This window comes from Metabacillus arenae (assembly GCF_014773385.1).
Lineage (GTDB): Bacteria > Bacillota > Bacilli > Bacillales > Bacillaceae > Metabacillus_D > Metabacillus_D arenae.
Window position 1 is genome coordinate 62,376 of record NZ_JACXAI010000016.1, and the last position, 18,942, is coordinate 81,317.

Sequence of the window (18,942 nt, forward strand, 5' to 3'; positions counted from 1 at the left end):
AAAGTCCAGCATTTGTTCATTACAAGGTTCGTTCCGCTAAATTCAACGTTCATTCCACCGAGCTGTAAGTTGTAGTATGAATGTAACAATCCTATTTGCTTATTACTTAACATTTTATTTTTAGTATAATTTTCACCTAAAATGGGAAAGATGATTGACGAAAAAAAGGTTTTTTAATACTATACATATATACATATTGATATGCATGCACAGATTGGGAAGAGTACGATGAAAGAGGCTTTTCAGAGAGGGAAATCAAAGCTGTGAGATTTCCTAAGCCGTCGCATTGGAAGGTCGTCCATGAGCAATTTCCTTGAAAACAGTAGAGGAAATCGGTTTGAACCGTTATCTTTTTAAGAGCACAGAAAAGCTTTTTTTCTGTGAAAAAAGGTGGTACCGCGAAATTTCACTCCTTTCGTCCTTTTGGATGGAGGGAGTTTTTTATTTTGGCTCTTTTCTAAGAGTTGTTGCTGCTTAACATAAAGGGACCAGTGAAAGCCAATAGGCTAAACGTCAATTGCTTCTAGTCACACTTCAATTCCCTTACCTAGGGGAGGTATTTTAATCCCAAGTTGTAAACTTTGTTGTAAGAGCAATAAATTTGGATGAAATCAGCCTTAAATACAGGAGGTAAATAATGGAGAACAACGAAAGAACATTACCAACAAAATATGATCCAAGCGCCATTGAAAAGGATCGTTATGACTTTTGGATGAAAGGTGGGTTCTTTGAAGCTGCAAATGATCAAGATAAGGAGCCTTACACGATCGTTATCCCGCCTCCAAATGTAACCGGAAAGCTTCATTTAGGCCATGCTTGGGATACAACCCTACAAGATATTATGACACGTATTAAGCGTATGCAAGGTTTTGATGTATTATGGCTGCCAGGAATGGACCATGCTGGGATTGCTACTCAAGCAAAAGTAGAAGCAAAGCTCCGTGAGGATGGAAAATCACGTTATGATCTTGGACGGGAGAAGTTTATTGAAGAAACATGGAAATGGAAAGAAGAATATGCAGGTCATATAAGAGAGCAGTGGGCGAAAATTGGGCTGGGGCTCGATTATTCACGAGAGCGTTTTACATTAGATGAAGGCCTTTCAAAAGCAGTAAGAGAAGTATTTGTTAATTTATACAGGAAAGGTCTTATCTATCGCGGGGAATATATTATTAACTGGGATCCTGCAACAAAAACAGCTTTGTCTGATATTGAGGTTATATATAAAGATGTTCAAGGAGCGTTCTACCATATGCGTTATCCGCTGGCAGATGGATCCGGTCATATTGAAATCGCCACAACGCGGCCGGAAACAATGCTTGGGGATACTGCGGTTGCAGTACATCCAGAGGATGAACGATATAAGCATCTTATTGGAAAGAAAGTTATCCTCCCAATTGTCGGCAGAGAAATTCCGATTATCGGCGACGATTATGTTGATATGGAATTTGGATCAGGTGCTGTGAAGATTACTCCAGCCCATGACCCGAACGATTTTGAAATTGGAAATCGTCATAACCTAGAACGAGTACTTGTAATGAATGAAGATGGAACAATGAACGCAAATGCAAAAAAATATCAAGGAATGGATCGCTTTGAATGCAGGAAGAAAATCGTTCAGGACCTTAAAGAAACTGGCGTTCTTTTCGAGATAGAAGAGCACATGCACTCTGTAGGACATAGTGAACGAAGCGGATCAGTTGTAGAGCCGTATTTATCCACGCAATGGTTTGTTAAAATGCAGCCGCTTGCTGATGCTGCTGTTGCATTGCAGAATAAAGAAGAAAAGGTTCATTTCGTTCCAGACCGTTTTGAGAAAACTTATTTACGCTGGATGGAAAACATTCGTGATTGGTGTATTTCTCGTCAATTATGGTGGGGGCACCGTATTCCTGCTTGGTATCATAAAGAAACCGGTGAAGTATATGTCGCTCATGAGCCACCTGAAGACTTAGGCAACTGGGAACAGGATAATGATGTATTAGATACTTGGTTTAGCTCTGCGCTATGGCCATTTTCTACAATGGGCTGGCCTGATACAGAATCCATTGATTATCAGCGTTTTTATCCGACAGACGTATTAGTAACGGGGTATGATATTATCTTTTTCTGGGTATCAAGAATGATTTTCCAAGGGCTTGAATTCACAGGGAAACGCCCTTTTAAAGATGTACTTATCCATGGACTAGTACGCGATGAACAAGGTCGTAAAATGAGTAAGTCGCTTGGAAATGGTGTAGATCCGATGGAGGTAATTGAAAAATATGGGGCAGATTCCCTTCGTTATTTCTTGTCAACCGGCAGCTCGCCAGGACAGGATTTGCGATTTAGCTTTGAGAAAGTAGAAGCAACATGGAATTTCGCCAATAAAATCTGGAACGCTTCCCGGTTCGCTTTAATGAATATGGAGGGCTTAAAACACGAAGAAATCGATATTACAGGAGAAAAGTCTGTAGCTGATAAATGGATTTTAACTCGTTTAAATGAAACGATTGAAACGGTGACTCATTTAGCCGAACGCTACGAGTTTGGGGAAGTCGGCCGTCATTTGTATAACTTTATTTGGGATGATTTCTGTGATTGGTATATTGAAATGGCAAAATTACCTCTTTATGGGGATAATGAAGTCGCAAAAAAAACGACTCGTTCAATTTTAGCTCATGTTCTTGAAGAAACGATGAAGCTTCTTCATCCGTTCATGCCGTTCCTTACCGAAGAAATCTATCAAAACCTTCCACACAAAGGAGCATCCATTACAGTCTCTAACTGGCCAAAAGTAAAACATGAGCTTACTGATGAAGCAGCAGCTAATGAAATGAAGCTTTTAGTTGAGGTAATTCGGTCTATACGTAATATTCGTGCGGAAGTCAACACACCGATGAGTAAACAAATCGAACTTCAAATCAAGGCAAAGTCAGCTGAGGTGAAAGAGCAGCTGGACAAAAATCGCTCATACCTAGAACGATTCTGTAATACTTCTTCATTAACGATTAAGACAGAGCTTCCAGCAGTTGAAAAGGCAATGACCGCTGTCGTGACAGGTGCAGAGCTTATTCTTCCGATTGAGGGACTTATCAATATCGAGGAAGAAGTAAAGCGTCTGGAAAAAGAGCTGGATAAACTTAACAAAGAGGTAGAGCGTGTTCAAAATAAATTAGGAAATGAAGGATTCCTGAAAAAAGCACCTGCTCAAGTTATTAATGAGGAAAAAGCAAAAGAAAGTGACTATGTTGAAAAACGTGCAGCAGTGCTTGCAAGAATTTCAGAATTAAAAGGATAAAGTGAAACTTTAATCATCAGGAGTTTCTTTATTCTCTGCTGACTGATCGTTCCGCACCATTCAGTCAACTTCGGTTAAGTTATCCCCCCATATTTTTTGAAAAAGATAAGGCATGAAGATTTACTATCTATTCATTAATAGGGGATAAATGGTAAACTCGGGTGAATTTTCGTTCACCCGAGTTTTTATCATCATTTCAGATTACAGGTTAAATTATTTACTCATTATTTGAGTCATCTTTTGACAAGGTCCAGTGGGTGATAAGGGTACAAATAAATCTTCCCAAATAGGAAAAGACTTCCTTTTCGTGAGCTCGTTTTGTGCTCGATCTAGGTCACTAAAGAATTAGCGCCTTACGTTTTTCTTTTGCCTTAGGGCTACATTACAAATACAGTTTATAAAAAAAGAAATTGGTTCTAAGAAGTGAGGGTTGAAGGATGGCATTTACATATGAAGAAGCAGTCGACTGGATCCATTCACGTTTGAAGTTTGGGATAAAGCCTGGTTTAGAAAGAATGAAATGGATGATGAAGGAGCTAGGTAATCCTGAAAAAAAAATACAAGCTATACATGTTGGCGGAACAAATGGAAAAGGTTCGACAGTTGCTTACTTAAGGAATATTTTAAATGAGTCCGGTTATTCAGTTGGAACATTTACTTCTCCATATATAGAAACGTTTAATGAACGAATAAGTATAAACGGCTTACCAATTGAAGATCAAAATTTAACGAATCTTGTTGAAGAGATCAAACCGCTTGTTGAAAAACTTGAAAAAACACATTTAGGTTCTCCAACAGAATTTGAAGTCATTACAGCAATGGCTTTTCATTACTTCGGTAACAGGATAGAAGTTGATGCTGTTTTGTTTGAAGTGGGTTTAGGAGGGCTTTATGACTCTACTAATATTGTTGAGCCTATAATGTCAATCATAACAAGCATTGGCCATGATCATATGAACATTTTAGGAAAAAGCCTTAAGGAAATTGCAGGACAAAAAGCGGGAATTATTAAGCCAAATATACCGGTTATTACCGGTGTTCAAGATGATGACGCACTAAAAGTCATTCTTGAAAAAGCAAACCAAAAGGACTCACAACCGTTTGTTATAGACAAGGATTTTTATGTTCATGACATGGAAGTCTTGAATAGTGGTGAGCTATTTTCTGTAAAAACTCCTAATCATAGCTATAAAAGCGTTAAAATCAACATGCGGGGCCTTCACCAAATTCATAATGCTTCCCTTGCTGTCATGGCTGCTGACCTGCTCAACGCTAACAATTTATTTACAATGAATGATGAATCGATTCGAAGAGGGTTAATGAAAACGAGCTGGATAGGCAGATTTGAACGAATCCATCAAAATCCTGAAGTGATTATCGACGGTGCACATAATCAAGAAGGAATTGATAGCTTAGTTTCTGTATTAAATAGACATTATAAAGACCGGAGCATTCATATTTTATTTAGTGCATTAGAAGATAAAGACTTTAAAGAAATGGTTTCGAAGTTAGACTCTATCGCTAAAACGATTTCTTTCACAAGCTTCCCATTTCCAAGAGCAGCAAGTGCTCATCAATTGTATGACGCATCAAAGTCAATGAAGAAATTCCTTTTTGAAAATTGGAAAGAAGCAATTGACTCTGTCGTTCGACAAAAATCACAGGAGGATGTCATTATCATAACAGGTTCACTTTATTTTATTTCCCTTGTTAGGAGATATTGTCGAAAAAAGCTATAATGATATTAGGTAAAAAGTCCCGAAAAAATAAGACAAATAAATGGATATTTGATAAAATAAAACATATATGAAGCTTAGGCCTGAGGGGGTGATGGACATTGAATTGAAGTGGAAACTCATTTTGTGGGCTTGTTGGGGAACATTCCTGCCGATCATTCTCTTTAGTACATATCAACTAGTTCCCCCGCCAGTCTTTCAATTTGAAATGGTTGCTTTCCTTCTTTTAATGTGTGTCGTCACCTTTTTTCCGATTATCGTTAATGAAACACCCATTTTTTTTGTGCAAGGTGTATCAATCGCTGTATTTTTATTTTTTGGTTTATTCGTGGAAATGATTTTCATGCAAATTTCGATTTTGGTTCTTATGTTTAAATTAAGAGTAGGAAAGAGAGATATCCACCGTTTGCCTACTAACTCTCTTATGTTTCTAATCGTCTCGCTTGTAAGCGGCTTAATTTACTATGCAGTAGGAGGAGAAACCGGTGAAAATGATTTTTCTTTTTTCTTTTTGGGAGCCATCCTACTATATGGATTATCTGTCTTTCTGACAAACCATTTTTTGCTTAGGTTGATAAGAAAGATTTTTTATAAACGAAATGATCGATTTATTACAAGAGACTTTTTGTGGGAAATCTACTCCTCACTATTAATCTACCCGGTTGGAGTTGTACTGTATTTTCTGTATGTTGAGACAGGGGTAAAAGCTTTACTAGTTGTGGGCGTTCCTTACTTAATTCTTTCTCTTATTATTACCCTCTATTATTCAAGTCAAAGGTTAAATAGATATTTAAAAAGAACTAGTGAATTTGGTCACCAATTAACTGAGAGGCTCAATGTTGACGAAGCATTAGATCTCTTTATTAATCATTTAATGTCGATGATCAAGTCTGATTATACCTTTGTAATAGATGTAGTGGATACTCATCATATAGAAGTCATAAGAAAAGCGGAGCAAGGAATGCTATCTGACCAAGAGGAGCCGTTATTCCTGATAAATGATGAAATTAGTAATCTTGTTATTAACTTGAAAAGAGGAATTCTTTATAAAAAGAGGCAGCACTGGAATCATATCACCTGCACATTATTTGCAAATTCAATTGAAAGCATAATGGCCGTTCCAGTATTACGGAATCAAAAAGTTACAGGAGTTGTTCTTCTCGCCTCAAAACAAAAAAGGGCATTTCTGCAGGATCAGCTCACAATTGTAGAGCTTATTACAGCTCATTTAGGTGTTGCCCTTGAAAACGCCAGAAGCTATGAAGAAACGCGTGCTCAAAGTGAACGCTGCCCTTTAACGAACGTTTACAACTACAGATATTTAGAACAGCTGCTATTAACGGAATTTGAACGCTTAAAATATGGACATACAGCTACATTGTCTCTCATTCTTTTAGATATTGATTTTTTCAAATCTGTAAACGACAACTATGGACACCAATCAGGCAATACCGTCCTAGTTCAATTGGCGGAAAGACTTTCTGCTTTTGTTGGCAATAAAGGGACAGTTGCAAGATATGGGGGCGAAGAGTTTGTAGTATTGCTTCCAAACGTTGAGAAAGAAGCTTGTTATATAGAAGCCGAGGGAATAAGGCAAACGATTGCAAATAAATCCTTTTTAATCGAACCAGCGCTGGGTGATATAGAAAGGAAAGAATCGATTCAGCTTACTGCCAGCATTGGTTTTGCTACAGCTCCATATGATGCGAATAATCCGTTCGAGCTGCTTCGTCATGCCGACCGGGCCATGTTATATAGGAGCCAAAAAGGCAGGAAGAAATCGTGTTTCTGAATATGTGAAATAGGCAAAACGAAAGCAGTTGTCCGAAAAGTAGAGTTGACACCTAATAAGGATTTAGGTGTTTATTTATATGTTTAGAAATTCTGGTAAAGACTATATTCATACAAACAACAAAAATGTATCTTATTGAAATGGAGAATTTTTAGCCTCTCCATGTTAATTCGAATCTGTGTGTTGAACGGAGGTCCAAAAATTCTATCTTCCCCATGTACACAGCTTTTTTTGTCAGGTGGACAATGAGACTATCCTTTAAATAGAATAACCACCTAATTTTACTTAAAATTAACAATATATTTGTAATTAGTCGTGATATAATCATAGAGAATGCACGGAAAAGGTAAAATAATCCAGTCAAAAAGGAGATGACATGTGCTGAAAAAAATAATGAAAAGTCAAAAAGGGTTATCTTTAATCGGGTTACTTTGTATTATTGTTTTACTAGGGATGATTGCGGCTATTGCTGTTCCTGTAATTGGAGAGATGTTCGGGAATACAAAAGCAGAAGCTGATCAATTAGTTGAAACTCATCAGCCTCAGACAGAAGTGCTGAACGAACTGGATATTATTAAGAACTTGGATCTTCCAGAGTATCAAGATCATTCAGCTGAATCAAGAGTTTTTTTATGAGTTATTTTCTAGGCTATTGCCTTTTGGCAATTCTCGGTCTTCTTTTAGGCTCCTTTTATAATGTAGTCGGTCTGCGAGTACCAGCTAACAAATCGATTATTGCTCCCCGATCTTCATGCCCCTGTTGTGGTCATATGTTAACTTCAATGGAATTAATTCCAATTTTCTCGTATCTTTTTCAAAAAGGAAAATGCAAAAAGTGCAACATGCCTATTTCTCCTCTATATCCGATTATGGAATTGCTAACCTCTTTGCTCTTTACGATTTCCCCTGTACTCATAGGATGGACAGCCGAACTGCTAGTGGCGCTGACGTTTATCTCACTCTTTATCATTTTGTTTATTACCGACCTTACTTATATGATCATACCTGACAAAGTACTATTATTTTTCTTCTGCTTCTTTATTATTGAACATTTATTTATTCCGTTTGTTTCATGGTCTGATTCTTTAATAGGGGCGATTGTTGGTTTTGGTCTGCTTTTATCGATTGCTTACCTTTCAAAAGGGGGCATGGGTGGAGGAGACATAAAGCTATTTGCCCTGCTTGGATTTGTATTAGGATGGAAACTGGTTTTACTAACCCTTTTCTTAGCTTCTCTCCTTGGAGCAACAGCAGGCGGAATAGGATTACTTGCAGGGTATATAAATCGGAAAAAGCCGATCCCCTTTGCTCCATTTATTATGACAGGTGCTTTAGCTGCCTATTTCTTCGGCGACGAAATGATTAGGTGGTATTTGCAAATATCTTTTAATATATAAAATTTTGTCATTCTGTCTAAATATCTGCACTTCTGAAAAAGGTGACGAATACCCATATTATTTGACGAAACCTTTATGGACAAGACGACAAATGTCTTGTTCTTTTTTTCTTTAGATATGATAGGATGTTTACAATCATAAGATGAACGTGTGAATAATAAGGGCGGTGTAACATATGGACAAGCAAAAAAACAGTGATTTGAAGATAAAGATAAATGGAAAAGAGAATGAAGTAACAGAAGCATCCGGCCAATTAGAAAAACCATTGAACGATACAAGTGAAGATTTCACTGTCTCTACATGGGAAGAAAAAGTGAACGCAGAAAAAGAAACCGCCGCTGCTAAACAGCCTGGGTCTAATGAAGAATCATTTCCATGGCTTCTTCCGGATGAGGAGGAAGTATTTAAAGAAGATCCTAAAGTAGTTATTCCAACAACTAAACGGAAAAAGAAAAATCAATCTCCTTATTTTTCACAAAGTAAAAAGAAACAACCCATTCACTTTCCGTTAAAAAAGTTTATAACAACGATTCTATTGGCGGTCGTGTTAGGTGTAGGCTTTGGTACGATTGCTTTGCAATTTATGTCAAATGAAGATATGCCTGTCTTTGCTTCTTTACAAGGAGAAAATAAAGATACACCCAGCTTGACAGATACAGAAGAAAAAGCGGATGAAAAAGGAGACAAGGAATCAGCTGGAGCTGCAAGTACTTATGAGGGGTTTGCTGTTCAAGCTGGCAGCTTTACTTCTAGAGACGGAGCACTTTCCGTTGCCGAAGATATAAAAAGTAAAGGGTTGCCAGCCATTGTACTTCCTGACGGTGAAAGGCAGGTTGTCTATGTTGGGATTGGAAATGAGAAAGATGATACAGAATCTATTAGCAGCATTTTTCAACAATCTAGTGAAGTGGAACCCTGGGGAGGGAAGCAATTATCCCTAGAATTGTCACTAACTGAGGAAAGCCAGCCATTTATGGAAATTATTAAAGGCCTCGCAACTCTTTCAACGCAAACAATTAACGAACAACCAGTAAAAACAGATGAACTTGCATCCATAACCGAACAGCTGGAGAAATCCTCTCCAAAAGAAGAAACACCGAAAAAAATAAAAGAAAATCTTACAAATGCTCTAAACGGTATCAAGAAGGAAACAAAGGAAGGCGGATGGTCTGCCCAGCAAAACCTCTTAGATAGTTTATCCTTACTAGTGGCTAAATAAAAAGACTCCTAGGATGAGATTACATGAAATTTAAAAATACAAATTAATAATCAAAGCCTGATCGTTTAGCGATGAATGCTAAAAATCAGGCTTTTTTCAATGAATCTTAAAGTCATGCAGTAAAAGGAAAGTGTGTGATTCATTATCCAGATATTCCTAATAATGCAAGTCGCCTTTCCAGAAGGCTTGCCCTATTCCTTTTGTAGAATTTAATCGAAATTTAACTTAATCGATATGGATTCCTAGGAAAATGTTTGGTAGGATAAGCTTGTATCTCCAAATTTCTGAAACATTTTACATAGAAAGGATGGCGCTCTTGAAACAACACCTCATACTTGCATCTGGATCTCCCCGAAGAAAAGAACTACTCGAAAATATTAATATTCCCTTTACTGTAATTGTCAGTGACGTAGAGGAGACACTGGATAACACATTATCTCCTGAAAAATTAGTTATGTCTCTTGCAAAACAAAAAGCAGATGCTGTCGCTGATCGTTTTCCTGATTCGTTTGTCATTGGAGCCGATACAATTGTTGCTAAGAACGGACAAATGTTAGGAAAGCCTCATAATGAACAAGAAGCATATGACATGCTATCCATGCTTTCCGGCGATACCCATGAAGTATTTACTGGTGTGTGTATAAGAAAAAATGATGTGGTAAATTGCTTTTATGGAAAAACAACTGTCACATTTTGGGCTCTGTCAGAACAGGAAATCAAACAGTACATTCAAACAGGCGAGCCTTTCGATAAAGCCGGATCCTATGGAATTCAAAAAGCGGGGTCAGTGTTAGTTAAAGAGATTGCCGGTGATTATTTTACTGTTGTCGGCCTTCCCGTATCCCTTACTGTTAGAGAGCTAAGAAAAATGAATTTTTCCATTTAAATAGACATGTTTCTTGGAGGAAGGGGAAACAAGGAGGAACCAAAGTGGATGTATCCGCATTAAAAATCCGAGATTTCCCAGAAGATGAAAGACCTAGAGAACGGCTGTTAAAGGATGGCCCTCAAAGTCTTTCTAATCATGAATTGCTGGCTATATTACTGAGGACAGGAACGAAAAAAGAGTCTGTTCTTCAATTATCAAACAGGCTGCTAAATCATTTTGAAGGTTTAAGGTTACTAAAGGAAGCAACAGTTGATGAAATTACAAGCATTTCAGGAATTGGAAAAGCTAAAGCCGTTCAAATTCTTGCTGCCTTAGAGTTAGGAAGAAGAATTAGTAATTTGGTTTATGACGACAAATATATCATTCGTTCGCCGCAGGATGGTGCAGATTTTTTAATGGAGGAAATGCGGTTTTTAACGCAGGAGCACTTCGTCTGCCTTTATTTAAATACAAAAAATCAAGTCATTCATAAACAAACGATTTTTATTGGCAGTTTGAATGCATCGATCGTCCACCCTAGAGAAGTTTTTAAAGAAGCTTTCAAACGTTCTGCAGCTTCCTTAATTTGTGCACATAATCACCCGTCTGGAGACCCTTCGCCAAGCCGTGAAGATATAGAGGTTACGAAACGTTTGGCTGAATGCGGAAGGATGATCGGAATTGAACTGCTTGATCATCTTATCATTGGAGATCGAAAATTTATTAGTTTAAAAGAAAAAGGATATGTGCAATAACACTTTTTTTTTTGATTAATTGCGCTATAATAAGGGTTATGAGTTTTTTTATGTAAAGCAATTTGTTTCAGAAAGGGAGATACATAAAATGTTTGGAATTGGTACGAGAGACCTTGGTATAGATTTAGGAACAGCTAATACACTTGTATTTGTGAAAGGCAAAGCAATTGTTGTCAGGGAGCCGTCTGTAGTCGCTTTGCAAACTGATACAAAACAAATTGTAGCAGTCGGAAATGATGCGAAAAATATGATTGGCCGTACGCCGGGTAATGTTGTTGCCCTTCGCCCAATGAAGGACGGGGTAATTGCGGACTATGAAACAACAGCGACAATGATGAAATATTACATTAAACAAGCAACGAAGAACAAGGGGTTTTTCTCTGGAAAGCCTTATGTGATGGTATGTGTGCCATCTGGAATAACAGGAGTTGAGGAGAGAGCAGTTATTGATGCAACCCGTCAAGCAGGTGCTCGTGATGCTTATACGATTGAAGAACCATTTGCGGCTGCAATCGGGGCGAACTTGCCTGTTTGGGAACCGACTGGGAGTATGGTCGTTGATATCGGCGGCGGTACGACAGAGGTTGCGATTATTTCTCTTGGGGGAATAGTGACATGTCAATCTATTCGAGTTGCTGGTGATGAAATGGATGAAGCGATCGTTCAATACATCCGGAAAACGTACAATCTAATGATTGGTGACCGTACTTCAGAAGCTATTAAAATGGAAGTAGGTTCGGCCGGGTCTCCTGAGGGTGTTGAAAATATGGAAATTAGGGGACGCGATTTGCTTACAGGACTGCCAAAAACGATTGAAATAACGGCAAAAGAAATTTCAGACGCCCTGCACGACACAGTATATACGATTGTCGATACTGTGAAAAATACGTTGGAAAAAACTCCTCCAGAGCTTGCAGCAGACATTATGGACCGCGGAATCGTGTTAACTGGTGGTGGAGCATTACTGCGAAATTTAGACAAAGTCATTAGTGAGGAAACGAATATGCCTGTTCTTATTGCTGAAAATCCGCTTGATTGTGTAGCGATTGGAACAGGCAAGGCATTAGAGCATATTCATTTGTTTAAAAACAAATCAAGAAACAGCCGCTAAATACAACAATAAGAAGGTGTAAATCATGCCACAGTTTTTTCTAAATAAGCGACTCATATTATTGCTCGTAAGCATTATTATTTTAGTGGCATTGATTGGTTTTTCCTTAAGAGATGACCGAGAGCTAAGTTGGCCCGAAAAATTTGTTAAAGATTCAACTGGACTCTTTCAAACTGTTTTTCATCGGCCCGCACAATCTGTAGCGGGCTTCTTTGAAAATGTTGGGGAGCTGAAAAATACATATGAAGAAAACAAAAAATTAAAAGCTCGCCTTGAGGAGCAGATGCAGCTTGAATCTAATCTACAAGATGTTTTAAAAGAAAATAATTCTTTAAAAGAAGAGCTTGGGAGAGCTGATAGTCTTAGAGATTATAATCCGATTTATTCGAATGTTATCGGCAGAAATCCAGACAGATGGTATGAACTTGTAACCATTGATAAAGGGTCACAGCATGGCGTAGAAGAGGATGATGCTGTGATCACATCAAAGGGCCTTATCGGGAAAATAAAAAGTGCTTCAGAATTCACGTCCACTGTTCAATTATTAAGTGCGCCGGATCGGAAAAACCGTATTTCTGCAGAAGTGCAAGGAAAGGACGGGAAGAATGTTTTTGGTCTGATTGAAGGATATGATAAGGAAGCGGGAGCTTTGCTCTTAAGGCGGATTGAATCAAGTGCCAAAGTGGAGAAAGGTCAGAAAGTCATCACCTCTGGGAAGGGCGGTCTTTTTCCAAAAGGTTTATTGATTGGAGAAGTCACGGATGTTCAACCTGATTCCTATGGACTCACGAAAATGGCCTTTGTAAAACCTGCAGCAGATTACTATGACCTTGAACAAGTTATAGTCGCTAAAAGAACAGCACCTAATGTAGATACTGAAGCAATGTTTGAGGAGGAAGATAAATCATGAAGAAGTTTATCTTTTCGTTTATCTTTCTCTTTTTCTTTATTATGGAGAGCACATTCGTTCATTTAGTAAAATTCACTTTTGTGCCAGAAGAATTAATTTTAGTGCCTCGTATTGTTTTTTTAATTATTGCATTTATAACAGCTTATGTTGGCCAAACCTATGGTCTAATTTATGCAATGGTGTTCGGATTACTATATGATATTGTTTATACTGAGGTAATCGGGATTTATTTATTTGCTTTTACACTTTTTTCTTATTTACTAGCAAAAACCCTTAAAGTGCTTCATGGCAATGTGTTAGTCATTATTTTCTTGAGTATCATCTCTATTGCTCTGCTTGAGTTTTTAATTTATGGTATTCAGCTTTTAATCAGCTCTTATTTAATGACATTACATGAATTTACAAATTTACGATTGTTGCCAACATTAGCACTTAATTCAGTGCTTGCGATTCTGTTAATCTATCCTTTTAAGAAATTTTTAACAGAGCTGCGTAATGAACAAAATGATGATTAAACGATTTGAACAAAAAGGACTTTGTGATGGTTCTGTCGAATTAGATAAGTCATTGAGGTGAACATCGTGAAGGCACAGAAACAGCAGTTAGTAACAATCAAAGGAACGAAGAATGGATTATCCTTAAATCTTGATGATGCGTGTTCTTTTGAGGATTTGCTTCACAATTTAGAAGGCATGCTTTCTTTAAAACAATATATCCAGGATGACGGACCAATTATTCATGTTCATGTAAGGGCAGGTAACCGTTTACTTTCAAGTGAGCAAGAAGAAATAGTGAAAACCGCTATTCAGAAGAGACAAAACCTTGTTGTAGAGACAATTGACAGCAATGTCATGACGAAAGATGCAGCAATGCAGCTTAAACGTGAAACAGAAATTAAATCAGTTGCTAAGATTGTCCGTTCTGGACAAATTCTTCAAGTAGAAGGAGATTTACTTTTAATTGGTGATGTGAATCCAGGCGGAACTGTGATTGCTGGTGGCAACATTTTCATCATGGGTGCTTTGAAGGGAATAGCTCACGCAGGTATTGGCGGCAATAAAGAAGCAGTGATTTCTGCATCCTTATTTAACCCCACACAGCTTAGAATTTCTGAAGTTCTAAACAGGGCACCAGACCATATTCCTTCAACTGGAATAGAAATGGAATGTGCCTACCTTGATGAAAATGATGAAATGGTGATCGAACGATTGCAGCAGCTGACTCATATAAGACCTGCTTTAACTAGGACCTGAGGGAGGAATGTAACCGTGGGAGAGGCTATCGTAATTACTTCTGGTAAAGGCGGTGTTGGGAAAACAACAACTTCAGCAAATGTTGGGACAGCCTTAGCAATTTTAGGGAAGCGTGTTTGTTTAGTTGATACTGACATTGGTCTTCGAAATTTAGATGTAATCATGGGACTGGAAAACCGTATCATCTACGATCTAGTGGATGTGGTAGAAGGCAGATGTAAAATTCATCAAGCTCTTGTAAAAGACAAGCGTTTTGAAGATCTTCTCTATTTGTTGCCTGCAGCCCAAACAAGTGATAAATCAGCTGTAAATCCAGAACAGATGAAAAAGCTAATTGAAGAATTAAAGCAAGAGTATGATTATATTGTTATTGACTGTCCTGCCGGAATCGAACAAGGATATAAAAACGCTGTAGCAGGTGCAAATAAAGCTGTTGTGGTAACAACTCCAGAAGTTTCAGCAGTTCGCGATGCTGACAGGATCATTGGCCTGCTCGAAAAGGAAGAGAATGTGGAGCCGCCTAGGCTGGTAGTGAACAGAATCCGTAATCATCTTGTAAAAAACGGTGACATGCTTGAGATCGATGACATTGTCAATCATTTGTCGATCGATTTGCTTGGAATTGTTGCAGATGATGATGAAGTGATTAAGGCTTCAAATAGTGGAGAGCCGATTGCAATGAACCCCAATAATCGAGCTTCCATTGCTTATCGCAACATTGCCCGCCGTATATTGGGAGAATCTGTTCCTCTTCAATCCTTTGATGACCAAAACAAAGGAATGTTCTCAAAAATCAAAGCATTTTTTGGTGTGCGAGTATAAGTTGATGAATCTATGAAAACAGTAATCTACAAAGATTACTGTTTTTTTAATAGGAGGGGGTACCAGGTACCCTTAAAAAACTTCGGCCCACTAAGTCATATTAAAAATGGACAAGACATAAACTTTTACAAAGCTTTGAAAAAGGGATGGGTGGGCAGATGAGTCGAAGAGCGGAAGAAATAAAGAAACGGATTGCGCAAAGGAAAAAAAATAAAGCATCTTACAGTAAAACAGATCCTCCTATAAAGAAATCTTTGCCTTTGTTTATATCTGATGAGGAAAAGTATCATTCTGGGACAACACCATATGATTTTAGCCAGGATAAAAGTGAAGGCAATCACCCGCTGTTTCGTGCAGATCTTTTTATACTAAAGGTGCTTATATCTGCCGTCATTGTTTTAGTAGTAGCTATTCTCGATAAAAATGATCATCCTGCGCTGCAAACGGCTAAAATGGCTGTTTCACAAACATTTGAACAAGACTTTCAATTTGCGTCTGTTTCATCATGGTATAGAGACACATTTGGAGATCCGCTTGCACTATTCAACACAGCGGAAAAGGAAGAATCTAAAGAAACGGATCAGCAAAAAATGGCATTGCCTGCTTCAGGGAAAGTACTTGAAAGCTTCGAGGATACCGGAGGACAAGGGATCATGGTAGAAACATCCAGTCAGACTGTTAAATCAGTAAATGAAGGAATTGTTGTAGAAACAGGAGAAAAACCCGATATCGGTTTAACTGTAGTACTGCAGCATGCTGACGGCAGTTATTCATGGTATGGAAATTTGGAAAAAGTTAATGTGCCCCTCTATGAATACGTAGAATCAGGTAAAGAAATCGGTCAGATTAAAGGCGATAAGAATGATAAAGGGACCTATTATTTTGCAATAAAAAAAGGTGAAAACTTTATTGACCCCATACAGGTGATATCAAGTGACTAAATATGTTCATTTATTGACAAAAATTCATATCCATCCTATTCTTTGGATGATCATTGGCTTAAGCGTGATTACAGCACAATTTAAGCCTTTGTTGTTTTTATTCCTCATCGTCTTTATTCACGAAATGGGTCATGCAATTTGTGCTGTCTTCTATAAATGGAGAATCAAGCAAATCATGCTATTGCCTTTTGGCGGGGTAGCGGAAATGGACGAACATGGAAACAGACCTTTAAAGGAAGAAGTAATTGTAATCCTTGCCGGGCCTGTTCAGCACTTTTTTATTCAAGCTCTGTTAACAATTGCTTGGCAGTTTCACGTTCTATCAACAGAAGATTATCAACTGTTTTCAACTTACAATTGGACTCTTTTCTTTTTTAACCTCATCCCGATTTTCCCATTAGATGGAGGGAAAATTCTATTTGTAATTATTTCCTATTTAAAGCCATTTTCAGAAGCGCAGCGAATCACCCTGCTCGTTTCTATTAGCTGTTTAATTGTTTATATTACTGCATTTCTAATTTTTGCTCCCAATCAGCTAAATGTATGGATTATTGCGACATTCCTCATTTATTCTTTATACACAGAATTTAAACAAAAAGACTATACGATGATCCGATTTTTATTAGAGCGATATTATGGCAAAAAGGAAAGTGTTCATCAGTTAAAACCAATCATAGTAAATGAGGATGAATCCATTTTTAAAGTATTATTAAAATTTCAAAGAGGCTGTAAACACCCAATATTAATTGAAAAAGAGGGAGTTAAGATTACACAGCTTGATGAAAATGAATTACTGCATGCTTTCTTTAGTGAAAAACGAACAAATGCCACAGTTGGGGAGCTCATTTATTCATATTGATGATTATGACAATAATAAGTAAATAGTTGGAGGAGCGTGATTTATTTGTTTCTTTTATATGATTCAATTTCAATCTTTGCGAGCCAGTTGAAGCAATTTTGATCGAAGGTTCGATGTGAATGGGTTGTATGATCCAAATAAATTATGTTTCATCTCAGGTAATGCATACGAAAGCAGTTATTTATTTTTAAAAGAGATTTAAAAAAAGTGTATAGGTGTAAAAGGAAAATCAGCTCTATCGCTGATTTCATCCCTTCTCACCTCCAGAATTGACGTTTAGGATTAAAAATGAGTAAATAGAGATGATTGATTGAATTTTAAACTCAATTCAGAAATTTGAAGAGAGCAGAGTTTTTAAGGTGTTGATTTAAATAGGGAATCAGCTTTTCGCTGATTTGAACAATTTCCACCTTTGACTTTCCATATAAAGAAAGAGGGGCCATTTTTGCAAAAAATAATTTTTAATATGAAAGGTATAGAAAAGAGATGTGCTGTTATCGAAGATGATAAGCTTGTCAATTTATACATGGAACAGCCGACAAAGAAAGAGATTGTCGGTCATATTTATTTAGGACGAATTACAGATGTGAAACCAGGCATGCAGGCAGCTTTTGTTGATATAGGTATGGAGAAAAGCGGCTATCTACATAAAAATGACATTATAAAGCCTGACCACGAAAGAGAAACATCGATTTCTAAGCTTGTCCATGAAGGAGAAACGGTTCTTGTCCAGGTTAGCAAAGAAGGCAGTGAATTTAAAGGGCCAAAGCTTACAACAAATATTGAAATTAGCGGAAATTATCTTGTTTATATGCCTAATGGGAATTATGTAGCAATCTCAAAAAAAATAGCAGATGAAGAAAAACGAACACGTTTAAATCAAATAGGCGATGATTTATTGAGAAAACAAGAGGGCTTGTTGTTTCGCACAGCTGCAATGGAAGTAAATGATGACATATTGATTGAAGAAATTATCCAGCTTCAAGCTTCCTTTGCTAAGATTCAAAAAAAAACCGCCATAGAGACTGTTCCATCCTGTGTTTTTGAAGGTACTTCCTTTATCGAACGTGTATTACATGAGCATCCTTTAGCAAATGTGGATGAAATTATTTGTGATCAATCGGCTATTATTAGCGAGTTAAAAGCGTTACAGGTTGAAAAAAATGGCATAAAAATCCATTATTTTCACAAAAAAGAAAATGTATTTTCACATTTTCATTTGGATGGAGAAATCCAAAAGCTTGTGAAACAAATTGTTTGGCTTGATAATGGTGCATATATTGTCATTCAAGAAACGGAAGCTCTAACAGTTATAGATGTTAATAGCGGCAAATTCACCGGGAAATATTCGATGAGAGATACTGTCATGAAAACAAACATGGCTGCCGCTAAGGAGGCTGCTCATCAGATTAAGCTTCGAAATTTAAGCGGAATGATCTTAATTGACTTTATTGACATGAGGCACAGGGAGGACAAGGCCAAGTTACAAAACTATTTTGCCTCTCTAGTGAAGAATGAAAGTCGGTATACGAACGTTCTTGGATTTACTAATCTGAATATCTTAGAAATTACCCGGAAAAAGGTAAAAGAGCCAATCCATAAATTGCTGACAGATCCATGTCCTACATGTCAAGGAACTGGTATTGTTCCAGCTGCTGATGCTGTTGCTTTTCAATTGGAAAGAATGTTGTGGGAACATCAATATATGGATCATGAAGCAATTTGGATCGAGACAACGAAAGAGGTTTATAACTACTTAAAAGGAGACAAAACAAATCATATTCTCAGACTTGAGGAAGCATTGAAATTTAAGATTTATATTACAATTGCAGACAAAGTCTTGCATGAGTTTACGATTAAACAAGCAGGTAAAATCAAGGATATTGAAAATAGAATTCGATCTTAAAAGATGAATAAGAGAACTTTAAATCATGGAAATTTGTCATTCGTCGATTGCTTCCCATCTCAAACCCACATCTCACCTTGGGAAGAGATTAAC

General features: G+C 37.4%; 15 protein-coding genes, 1 pseudogene and 1 other annotated feature. All 16 genes and pseudogenes read left to right on the plus strand.

What is annotated here, in order from left to right; all coding sequences use genetic code 11:
- Positions 1 to 201 precede the first annotated feature (201 nt).
- Positions 202 to 426 (plus strand) — a binding site (T-box leader).
- A 211-nt stretch (positions 427 to 637) separates the two neighbouring features.
- The 16 genes and pseudogenes from IC621_RS13220 (at position 638) to IC621_RS13295 (ending at position 18,849) form a co-directional block, all read left to right on the plus strand.
- The gene (locus IC621_RS13220; protein WP_191158787.1) at positions 638 to 3,280 is read left to right on the plus strand and encodes a valine--tRNA ligase; all 2,643 of its coding nucleotides are present in this window, start codon (positions 638 to 640) and stop codon (positions 3,278 to 3,280) included.
- A 437-nt stretch (positions 3,281 to 3,717) separates the two neighbouring features.
- Positions 3,718 to 5,019 carry a bifunctional folylpolyglutamate synthase/dihydrofolate synthase gene (locus IC621_RS13225; RefSeq protein WP_191158788.1) on the plus strand — a complete coding sequence of 434 codons (1,302 nt, stop codon included), beginning with the start codon at positions 3,718 to 3,720 and terminating at the stop codon, positions 5,017 to 5,019.
- 91 nt (positions 5,020 to 5,110) lie between these two features.
- A complete protein-coding gene (locus IC621_RS13230) occupies positions 5,111 to 6,808 on the plus strand; it encodes a sensor domain-containing diguanylate cyclase (RefSeq protein ID WP_191158789.1) in 1,698 nt (565 codons plus the stop codon).
- A 378-nt stretch (positions 6,809 to 7,186) separates the two neighbouring features.
- Positions 7,187 to 7,444 (plus strand): type II secretion system protein, encoded by a 258-nt coding sequence (locus tag IC621_RS13235; protein WP_191158790.1) that lies wholly within the window; start codon positions 7,187 to 7,189, stop codon positions 7,442 to 7,444.
- The gene (locus tag IC621_RS13240) at positions 7,441 to 8,205 is read left to right on the plus strand and encodes a prepilin peptidase (RefSeq protein WP_191158791.1); all 765 of its coding nucleotides are present in this window, start codon (positions 7,441 to 7,443) and stop codon (positions 8,203 to 8,205) included. Before IC621_RS13235 ends, IC621_RS13240 begins: the two co-directional genes overlap by 4 nt.
- Before the next feature lie 175 nt (positions 8,206 to 8,380).
- Positions 8,381 to 9,424, plus strand: a complete 1,044-nt coding sequence (locus IC621_RS13245; RefSeq protein ID WP_191158792.1) for an SPOR domain-containing protein — start codon at positions 8,381 to 8,383, stop codon at positions 9,422 to 9,424.
- Positions 9,425 to 9,731: 307 nt separating this feature from the next.
- Entirely contained in the window at positions 9,732 to 10,310 is a 579-nt protein-coding gene (locus IC621_RS13250) for a Maf family protein (RefSeq protein WP_191158855.1), read from the plus strand.
- 44 nt (positions 10,311 to 10,354) lie between these two features.
- On the plus strand, positions 10,355 to 11,047 hold the full coding sequence (gene radC, locus IC621_RS13255) for a RadC family protein (RefSeq protein WP_191158793.1): 693 nt from the start codon (positions 10,355 to 10,357) through the stop codon (positions 11,045 to 11,047).
- Positions 11,048 to 11,135: 88 nt separating this feature from the next.
- A complete protein-coding gene (locus IC621_RS13260; RefSeq protein WP_191158794.1) occupies positions 11,136 to 12,158 on the plus strand; it encodes a rod shape-determining protein in 1,023 nt (340 codons plus the stop codon).
- Between the two features lie 25 nt (positions 12,159 to 12,183).
- Positions 12,184 to 13,068, plus strand: coding sequence for a rod shape-determining protein MreC (gene mreC, locus IC621_RS13265; protein WP_191158795.1), 885 nt, complete (start codon positions 12,184 to 12,186; stop codon positions 13,066 to 13,068).
- Positions 13,065 to 13,583 (plus strand): rod shape-determining protein MreD, encoded by a 519-nt coding sequence (gene mreD, locus IC621_RS13270; protein ID WP_191158796.1) that lies wholly within the window; start codon positions 13,065 to 13,067, stop codon positions 13,581 to 13,583. The genes mreC and mreD overlap by 4 nt, the downstream gene beginning before the upstream one ends.
- 66 nt (positions 13,584 to 13,649) lie before the next feature.
- Positions 13,650 to 14,334 (plus strand): annotated as a pseudogene (minC, locus tag IC621_RS13275) (septum site-determining protein MinC).
- Between the two features lie 2 nt (positions 14,335 to 14,336).
- Positions 14,337 to 15,143, plus strand: a complete 807-nt coding sequence (gene minD / locus IC621_RS13280; RefSeq protein WP_191158798.1) for a septum site-determining protein MinD — start codon at positions 14,337 to 14,339, stop codon at positions 15,141 to 15,143.
- 158 nt (positions 15,144 to 15,301) lie between these two features.
- Positions 15,302 to 16,084, plus strand: a complete 783-nt coding sequence (locus IC621_RS13285; protein WP_191158799.1) for a M23 family metallopeptidase — start codon at positions 15,302 to 15,304, stop codon at positions 16,082 to 16,084.
- On the plus strand, positions 16,077 to 16,943 hold the full coding sequence (locus tag IC621_RS13290) for a M50 family metallopeptidase (protein WP_318153040.1): 867 nt from the start codon (positions 16,077 to 16,079) through the stop codon (positions 16,941 to 16,943). Before IC621_RS13285 ends, IC621_RS13290 begins: the two co-directional genes overlap by 8 nt.
- Positions 16,944 to 17,388: 445 nt before the next feature.
- The gene (locus tag IC621_RS13295) at positions 17,389 to 18,849 is read left to right on the plus strand and encodes an Rne/Rng family ribonuclease (RefSeq protein WP_191158800.1); all 1,461 of its coding nucleotides are present in this window, start codon (positions 17,389 to 17,391) and stop codon (positions 18,847 to 18,849) included.
- Positions 18,850 to 18,942 lie beyond the last annotated feature (93 nt).

Excerpts from the sequence above, each read along its gene's own strand:
- IC621_RS13220 (WP_191158787.1), top strand. The coding sequence starts at position 638 with ATGGAGAACAACGAAAGAACATTACCAACAAAATATGATCCAAGCGCC.
- IC621_RS13225 (WP_191158788.1), top strand. The coding sequence starts at position 3,718 with ATGGCATTTACATATGAAGAAGCAGTCGACTGGATCCATTCACGTTTG.
- IC621_RS13230 (WP_191158789.1), top strand. The coding sequence starts at position 5,111 with ATGGACATTGAATTGAAGTGGAAACTCATTTTGTGGGCTTGTTGGGGA.
- IC621_RS13240 (WP_191158791.1), top strand. The coding sequence starts at position 7,441 with ATGAGTTATTTTCTAGGCTATTGCCTTTTGGCAATTCTCGGTCTTCTT.
- IC621_RS13245 (WP_191158792.1), top strand. The coding sequence starts at position 8,381 with ATGGACAAGCAAAAAAACAGTGATTTGAAGATAAAGATAAATGGAAAA.
- IC621_RS13250 (WP_191158855.1), top strand. The coding sequence starts at position 9,732 with ATGGCGCTCTTGAAACAACACCTCATACTTGCATCTGGATCTCCCCGA.
- IC621_RS13260 (WP_191158794.1), top strand. The coding sequence starts at position 11,136 with ATGTTTGGAATTGGTACGAGAGACCTTGGTATAGATTTAGGAACAGCT.
- mreC (WP_191158795.1), top strand. The coding sequence starts at position 12,184 with ATGCCACAGTTTTTTCTAAATAAGCGACTCATATTATTGCTCGTAAGC.
- mreD (WP_191158796.1), top strand. The coding sequence starts at position 13,065 with ATGAAGAAGTTTATCTTTTCGTTTATCTTTCTCTTTTTCTTTATTATG.
- IC621_RS13285 (WP_191158799.1), top strand. The coding sequence starts at position 15,302 with ATGAGTCGAAGAGCGGAAGAAATAAAGAAACGGATTGCGCAAAGGAAA.